The sequence below is a fragment of the Wolbachia endosymbiont of Nomada ferruginata genome (assembly GCF_001675785.1).
GTDB classification, from domain to species: domain Bacteria; phylum Pseudomonadota; class Alphaproteobacteria; order Rickettsiales; family Anaplasmataceae; genus Wolbachia; species Wolbachia pipientis.
Window position 1 is genome coordinate 1 of the sequence record NZ_LYUY01000081.1, and the last position, 6,075, is coordinate 6,075.

The window sequence follows — 6,075 nt, forward strand, 5'->3', positions numbered from 1 at the left end:
AGAATTTCATATACCTAGCTATGAGTAGGGTTATGTTAAAGAGGGAATATGCTTGAATTTACTTGTTTCCGGACAACCTCTGAGGCCATTTTTGAAGAGAATAATATGTTTCATTTCCGCAAACCAGGTCCTGCTATGGATTACATTTTGCACAAATTAATAAATGATAGGAAGCTTTTCGAGGAAATGAAAGATAGAGGTACAAGTATAATACGTCTTTTTTCTTTGTTATCAATGTATCATGGTCTTCCCAAGTGCTGTGTTGTGAGAAGAAGAGGGCGTATTACTGAGTGTGGAATATTTGCTTATGCTGACAACTGTTTAGAACTAGTACCTTTAGAGGACTTTATACTTATTGAGCCTTGCTCGTACCTCGAGTACACTGTGCTTGATAATGATAACATCAGAAATAGGTTAGCTAGAGACTTGACTGAAGACAAAACAAAATTAGATATCTTTTTGAATGGAATTTTAGCAACAAAGAATTCGGATTTAGTATTATCTTGTATTAACAAGATAGAGGTTCTTAATGAGGGAGATAGATATTTTGTTAATCTCTTACAGAAAAACGGCATGCTAGACTACATCTTAAACAAAGATGATACAACACTTGCAAAATCAACTCTAAAGGAGTTGTTGAAGCTTTCTATTTTGCAGGAAGAAAAAAGCACTGAGTTAGAATCTCCCCAAGCTTCAAGTGTAAATGTTAGCAAAGCTCAGCAACATTGTAGTATATAGCTGGTGATAAAGTTTAAAATAATTGCATATACTGAGGCTCATTTAAATATAGAGCCTCAGTGGTGCTTAATTTTTTCAATTTATGGTGACTAATAGCCCTACTATGATGTAGATCTATGCTTGCTCATAACTAAAATTTCACTTCCACCAAGGGGATATTATTCCAGCTATTGCTTCCATAGTCATCAATAGAAGCGTTTAAGTAATCTGTATCAAAGCGTACGGGCACATCAAATTCGAAGCTCGCAGTGATTATCGCATCTTTTACTGGTGGCTTCATAAATGTTATTTCTCCCGTTGAATAATTTACTGAATATTCACTCTCTTCTTTACCATTTAAATAAATCTTTACTGTCCCATGTACTGGCTTTTTGATCATGCGTATATGCTTATCTTCCCCACTTACATAAGTTTTGATTAGCTGAAAAGTCGTTTTTTTGTTATCTCCTATACCAATCTCTTGATTGATGGCTATAAAATCCGACCAGTCCTTAAAACGAAACCCTATTGCTTTACCTTTTCGTGCATGAAAAAATGTTATTAGTTCTAATAGCTGCTCGTTTGATCTGACTCCGTAAGCTATATTGTATCTAGTGCGTGCATGAGACCAATTGATGTTGCGCTGTTCACAACCATTGTGAGTTGTTACAACGTCAGTGGAAAATTCCGGTCCTCCAGCGGAACCATAAGATATATTTTCTGGAAATCTAATTTCTGTGAATGACATATGCCCTCCTGTGAAAGTAAAATAGTTTGGTTGAAGAAAATGTTGTAATTTGAAAGCATTTCACATAGTAAATGACGCTATGGAAAGTGGATGAGACCACTGAGTTAAACTGCTGTCATACCCACAACTACTGTACTAAGGTTCATTTGAGTTGTCAAGCAAAAAAATAAAATTTTATGGCAAATTGAAACTAGCCTTGCTTGTGACTTAATTCATCTACTTTTTTGCGTAATACATTCAAATCAGTTGCTCCTACAAACAGGCTATCTCCAATTATTAAAAAAGGTGTACCACCTACTCCCAAATCTCTTACTAGGAGCTTACTGCCATTTATCATTTGCTCAATTTTGTCTGCATTATTTTTCATGGAATTATTAAAATCGTCCTCATCAATCCCTATGTTTTTCACTATATCCAATATGCTTTCGTCTGAAAATTCTCCTTTGTGACTTAAAGCAGCATGGTGAAAATCGAAATATTTTTCTTTATCGAGAAAATAGACAGCTAAAGCACTTTTTGCTGCCTTTAAAGAAGCGTTACCAAGTATTGGAGCATCCCTAAAGATATACTTAATTTTGCCGTCGTTAATTAACTGCTTTATATCATTCTTTATAGCTTTGCAATGTCCACAAGAATAGTCAAGGAAGCCTACAGCTATAACACTACTATTTTCATTTCCGGAGTAAGGATAAGTAAGGTCAAATATTTGATCCTTGTATTGTGAAATTTTACTTTTGGTTACATTATCTCGAGCAGCGTAACTACTTTTAATCGACTCCTCTTTGAGAGTTTTTATGATCTTATCAAAATTTCTACTTATATAATTATCTAATTTCTCACCTATATAATCATCGTTTAGCATTTGGCTGCGATTTGAGAGCCAATTATTTATTATCGGCAAGCTTGCTATTGCTATTATTAAAATTAATAAAAACGATACCCTAGACATACAATTTATTTAAAAACCTACAACATAAAACTTTTAGTACACATTTATCTGTATATTAAAAGAAGCATCTAATGTTAATACATAAAAACATTTGTATCAAGTGTATTTTATAGCCAATTTTGCTGCAAGTACAAACTTTACGTACAATGAAACTCAAGCACATTACTGAAAAGCTCATCAGAAGGCTTGGTAGCAGAGGCGCGCGGAGCGTAGATTTAAGTTGTTTCCGCTGTGTATAATTTTCCGTGGAATAAACATATGAACGAGCCAATAATTGGTAGAGAAAAAGAAATAGCTATTCTACAAGACAAACTTCTTTCTCAATCAGCCGAATTTATTGCTGTTTATGGTCGGCGTCGTGTAAATGTTGTATTATCTGCATTTTATCAGCATAATATAGAAATAATGTAATGCAGATATTATGCCGATGCCAAATTATACGATTACTTCTAAAATTGCTAATTGCCTTATGAAGATTGAAGCAGCAAAAGAAAAAGTGTTACATTTGCCACTCACTGTATCGATGCTCTCGTCCCTTCGTGAAACTGCACGGCTCTATACAACACACTACTCTACTATGATTGAAGGAAATCGACTTGAGCCTAAACAGATTGAAGAGGTTTTAAGTGGTAAAAGCCACTTTCCAAAATATAGGAGAGATGAAAATGAGGTTAAAGGATATTATGCAGCTTTAACCCAAGTTGAACAATGGGCAGCGAGAACGATCCCTATTACTGAGAAAGCCATTCAAACGCTTCATGCCCTAGTAATGGCAAGTGGAAAATCTAAAGTGAAGCCAACCTCTTATCGTAATGGTCAAAACGTTATTCGTGATAGCCGTACACGTGCAATAATTTATATGCCACCTGAAGCAAAGGATATACCAAAGCTCATGAGCAGTATGATTGATTGGATTTGTGACAGTGAGCAAGTGCCTTGCCCAGTTATTGCAGGTATTGCTCATTATCAATTTGTAACAATTCACCCCTACTATGACGGTAATGGTCGTACTGCAAGATTGTTGACTACATTAATTTTACACCTTGGTGGATATGACCTAAAAGGGCTTTACTCATTGGAAGAATATTATGCTAAAAATCTAGGGGCTTATTATGAAGCAATAACATCGCACAATTATTACATGGGACGAGCTGAAGCAGATATCACTAAGTGGGTGGAGTATTTCGTAGAAGGTATGGCAAATTCATTTGAGAACGTTTTACAACGTATAAATGAAGAAGAATACCACACTGATCAGACTGATCTTATACGTAAGCTTGATCCTAAACAACGCAAAGCTCTTGAGCTCTTCCAGGAGTTTTCCGCTATTACAGCTAGTCAGGTTGGCGAACTATTTAATTTTAAGCCTCGTACCAGTGCGCAACTTTGTAAAAAGTGGGTGGAAATGGGGTTTATCAAGATTGTAGATTTTTCCAATAGAGGAAGGAAATACAAACTTAGTAAGCAATATGAGGATTTGATCTCAAATTAACTGAAAGCTCGCTAGGCAGGAAAGTAGTGCATAGGTCAAATTTCAATAAAGTGCTTGAAAACTAAATGTAAACTTAAAATTTTAAAAACTGGAATATGTACAACAACTTACGTGACTTCATTAAAGCCTTAGAGGAAAAAAAAGATCTGATTAGGATTAAGGAGGAGGTTTCAACTGTTCTTGAAATGACAGAAATTCACCGCAGAGTTTTGTCAAACAAAGGACCAGCTATCATCTTTGAAAATGTTGTCACAGAAAACGGCAAAAATTCGATTCCAGTTTTAGTGAATTTATTCGGTACTATTGAAAGAATTGCCTTGGGACTGAACATAAATCCTGGTGAGCTAAGAGATCTTGGTAAACTTTTAGCATTTTTGCAATCACCTGAGCCGCCAAAAAACTTTAAAGATGCTATGAAGATGTTTCCTCTGCTAAAAGTCGTGTTATCGATGCGAAGTAAAGTCGTGAACAAAGCTCCATGTCAAGAGGTAGTGCTAACCGGAGATGAAGTGGACCTAAGTCTACTGCCCATTCAAACATGCTGGCCAAATGAACCTGCACCACTTATCACCTGGCCGATTGTGGTAACAAAAGGCCCCACGAGAGACAAACAAGATAATTTCAATCTTGGAATATATCGTATGCAGGTCATAGATAAAAAAACGACTCTAATGCGTTGGCTTGCACATCGTGGTGGTGCAGGTCACCACAAACGATGGAAAGAGAAGGAACAAAATATGAAATTTCCTGCTGCTGCTGTGATCGGTAGTGATCCTGCAACGATTATTGCTGCAGTAACCCCAGTGCCAGAAACATTGTCAGAATACCAATTTGCTGGACTACTGCGAAAGAAGCCGCTTGAGCTTGTAAATTGTAAGACTATTCCACTTCAAGTGCCAGCTCACGCGGAAATCGTTCTGGAAGGCTATGTGAGTTTGGATAGATATCAAGACGAAGGGCCATACGGAGACCACACTGGCTACTATAATTCTGTTGAGCAATTTCCAGAATTTAACATTACTGCAATTACAATGCGTAAAAACCCGATATATCTTAGCACTTTCACTGGCAAGCCACCTGATGAACCATCGATTCTTGGTGAAGCACTCAATGAAATTTTCGTGCCCATTCTTATTAATCAATTTCCAGAGATAGTGGATTTTTATCTGCCGCCGGAAGGTTGCTCATATAGAATAGCGGTAGTGTCGATAAAAAAATCCTATCCAGGGCAGGCAAAAAGAATTGTTATGGGCATACTTTCTTTTCTAAAGCAGTTTTTATACACGAAGTTTATTATCGTTGTTGATGATGATATAAATATACGTGATTGGAAGGAAGTGATGTGGGCAATGTCAACAAGGATGGACCCTGTGCGTGATACAATCATGATAGAAAATGCACCTATTGATTATTTAGACTTTGCTTCCCCTGAAAGCGGCCTGGGAGGTAAAATGGGATTTGATGCGACAAACAAAATTCCGCCTGAAACCAAACGAGAGTGGGGAAAGAAAATTGGGATGAGTGAGGAAATAGTAAGAAAAGTTACGGAGAAGTGGGAAGAATATATGGACTAGGCTTCTTGCATAAAAGCAGAAAAAAGTTTGGCGTTTTTTGTAATGCCGCGATTAGTATTAACTGATAATTGTGATTTAAGTCCGTCACAGTGCCCTTTTTTTTGTCATCCTAGCGTGTGACACTTTATGATGGTGTCATGCAAGTAGCTTGACACTGGTTCCCATCCAAGACGGTGTCATTCCAGTCTGGAATCCAGAAAAAAGAATGGTGTCATCCAAGTAACTGACACTGGTTCCTTTATGACGGTAGTGCCCAGAGGTGTCATCCCAGTGTCAAGCACTGGGATCCAGACTTTCCGTAAAAACGTTATATTTTAACATAACACTTTATATGCTCACCAACTTAATGCTAATCAAAATCCTGGATCCCAGTATCTGGGCACTGAGATGACACCCTCCTAGTAGAAACGCTTTTGTAATTGCAACATTCGTGTAATCTTTAGCCATAAACGTTAAGAAATTTACCAAACGAAAAAAAAGGCAAAAGAAGCCCCGTGGTGGTTGGCTATTTACTATGTACTAAAATATCGGCGTTTTTTTTATTCTAAAACGCTTGATTAAGAGCGATTTAGCTGCTTTTAACTTGCAACTAACC

The 6,075-nt window shown here is 36.9% G+C and carries 6 protein-coding genes; 4 read left to right on the forward strand and 2 right to left on the reverse strand.

What is annotated here, in order from left to right; genetic code table 11:
* Nucleotides 1-48: 48 nt before the first annotated feature.
* Nucleotides 49-738, forward strand: coding sequence for a GTPase Era family protein (locus BA053_RS04885; RefSeq protein WP_245611597.1), 690 nt, complete (start codon nucleotides 49-51; stop codon nucleotides 736-738).
* A 130-nt stretch (nucleotides 739-868) separates the two neighbouring features.
* Here BA053_RS04885 and BA053_RS04890 read toward each other — a convergent pair whose 3' ends face one another.
* Together BA053_RS04890 and BA053_RS04895 are read right to left on the reverse strand one after the other, a co-directional pair.
* Nucleotides 869-1,465 carry a TIGR02217 family protein gene (locus BA053_RS04890; protein WP_065095104.1) on the reverse strand — a complete coding sequence of 199 codons (597 nt, stop codon included), beginning with the start codon at nucleotides 1,463-1,465 and terminating at the stop codon, nucleotides 869-871.
* Between the two features lie 190 nt (nucleotides 1,466-1,655).
* On the reverse strand, nucleotides 1,656-2,414 hold the full coding sequence (locus tag BA053_RS04895) for a DsbA family protein (RefSeq protein WP_065095105.1): 759 nt from the start codon (nucleotides 2,412-2,414) through the stop codon (nucleotides 1,656-1,658).
* A 258-nt stretch (nucleotides 2,415-2,672) separates the two neighbouring features.
* Between BA053_RS04895 and BA053_RS07705 the strand changes: the two genes are divergently transcribed.
* The 3 genes from BA053_RS07705 to BA053_RS04905 all read left to right on the forward strand — a co-directional run bounded on the left by BA053_RS07705 (nucleotide 2,673) and on the right by BA053_RS04905 (nucleotide 5,480).
* Nucleotides 2,673-2,825, forward strand: a complete 153-nt coding sequence (locus BA053_RS07705) for a hypothetical protein (RefSeq protein ID WP_167347041.1) — start codon at nucleotides 2,673-2,675, stop codon at nucleotides 2,823-2,825.
* A 10-nt stretch (nucleotides 2,826-2,835) separates the two neighbouring features.
* On the forward strand, nucleotides 2,836-3,906 hold the full coding sequence (locus BA053_RS04900; protein ID WP_065095106.1) for a Fic family protein: 1,071 nt from the start codon (nucleotides 2,836-2,838) through the stop codon (nucleotides 3,904-3,906).
* Between the two features lie 95 nt (nucleotides 3,907-4,001).
* Nucleotides 4,002-5,480: a UbiD family decarboxylase gene (locus BA053_RS04905; RefSeq protein ID WP_065095405.1), complete on the forward strand. Its 1,479-nt coding sequence runs from the start codon at nucleotides 4,002-4,004 to the stop codon at nucleotides 5,478-5,480.
* Nucleotides 5,481-6,075 lie beyond the last annotated feature (595 nt).

Coding starts and splice junctions, on each gene's coding strand:
- BA053_RS04890 (WP_065095104.1), bottom strand. CDS start 1,465: ATGTCATTCACAGAAATTAGATTTCCAGAAAATATATCTTATGGTTCC.
- BA053_RS07705 (WP_167347041.1), top strand. CDS start 2,673: ATGAACGAGCCAATAATTGGTAGAGAAAAAGAAATAGCTATTCTACAA.
- BA053_RS04900 (WP_065095106.1), top strand. CDS start 2,836: ATGCCGATGCCAAATTATACGATTACTTCTAAAATTGCTAATTGCCTT.
- BA053_RS04885 (WP_245611597.1), top strand. CDS start 49: ATGCTTGAATTTACTTGTTTCCGGACAACCTCTGAGGCCATTTTTGAA.
- BA053_RS04905 (WP_065095405.1), top strand. CDS start 4,002: ATGTACAACAACTTACGTGACTTCATTAAAGCCTTAGAGGAAAAAAAA.
- BA053_RS04895 (WP_065095105.1), bottom strand. CDS start 2,414: ATGTCTAGGGTATCGTTTTTATTAATTTTAATAATAGCAATAGCAAGC.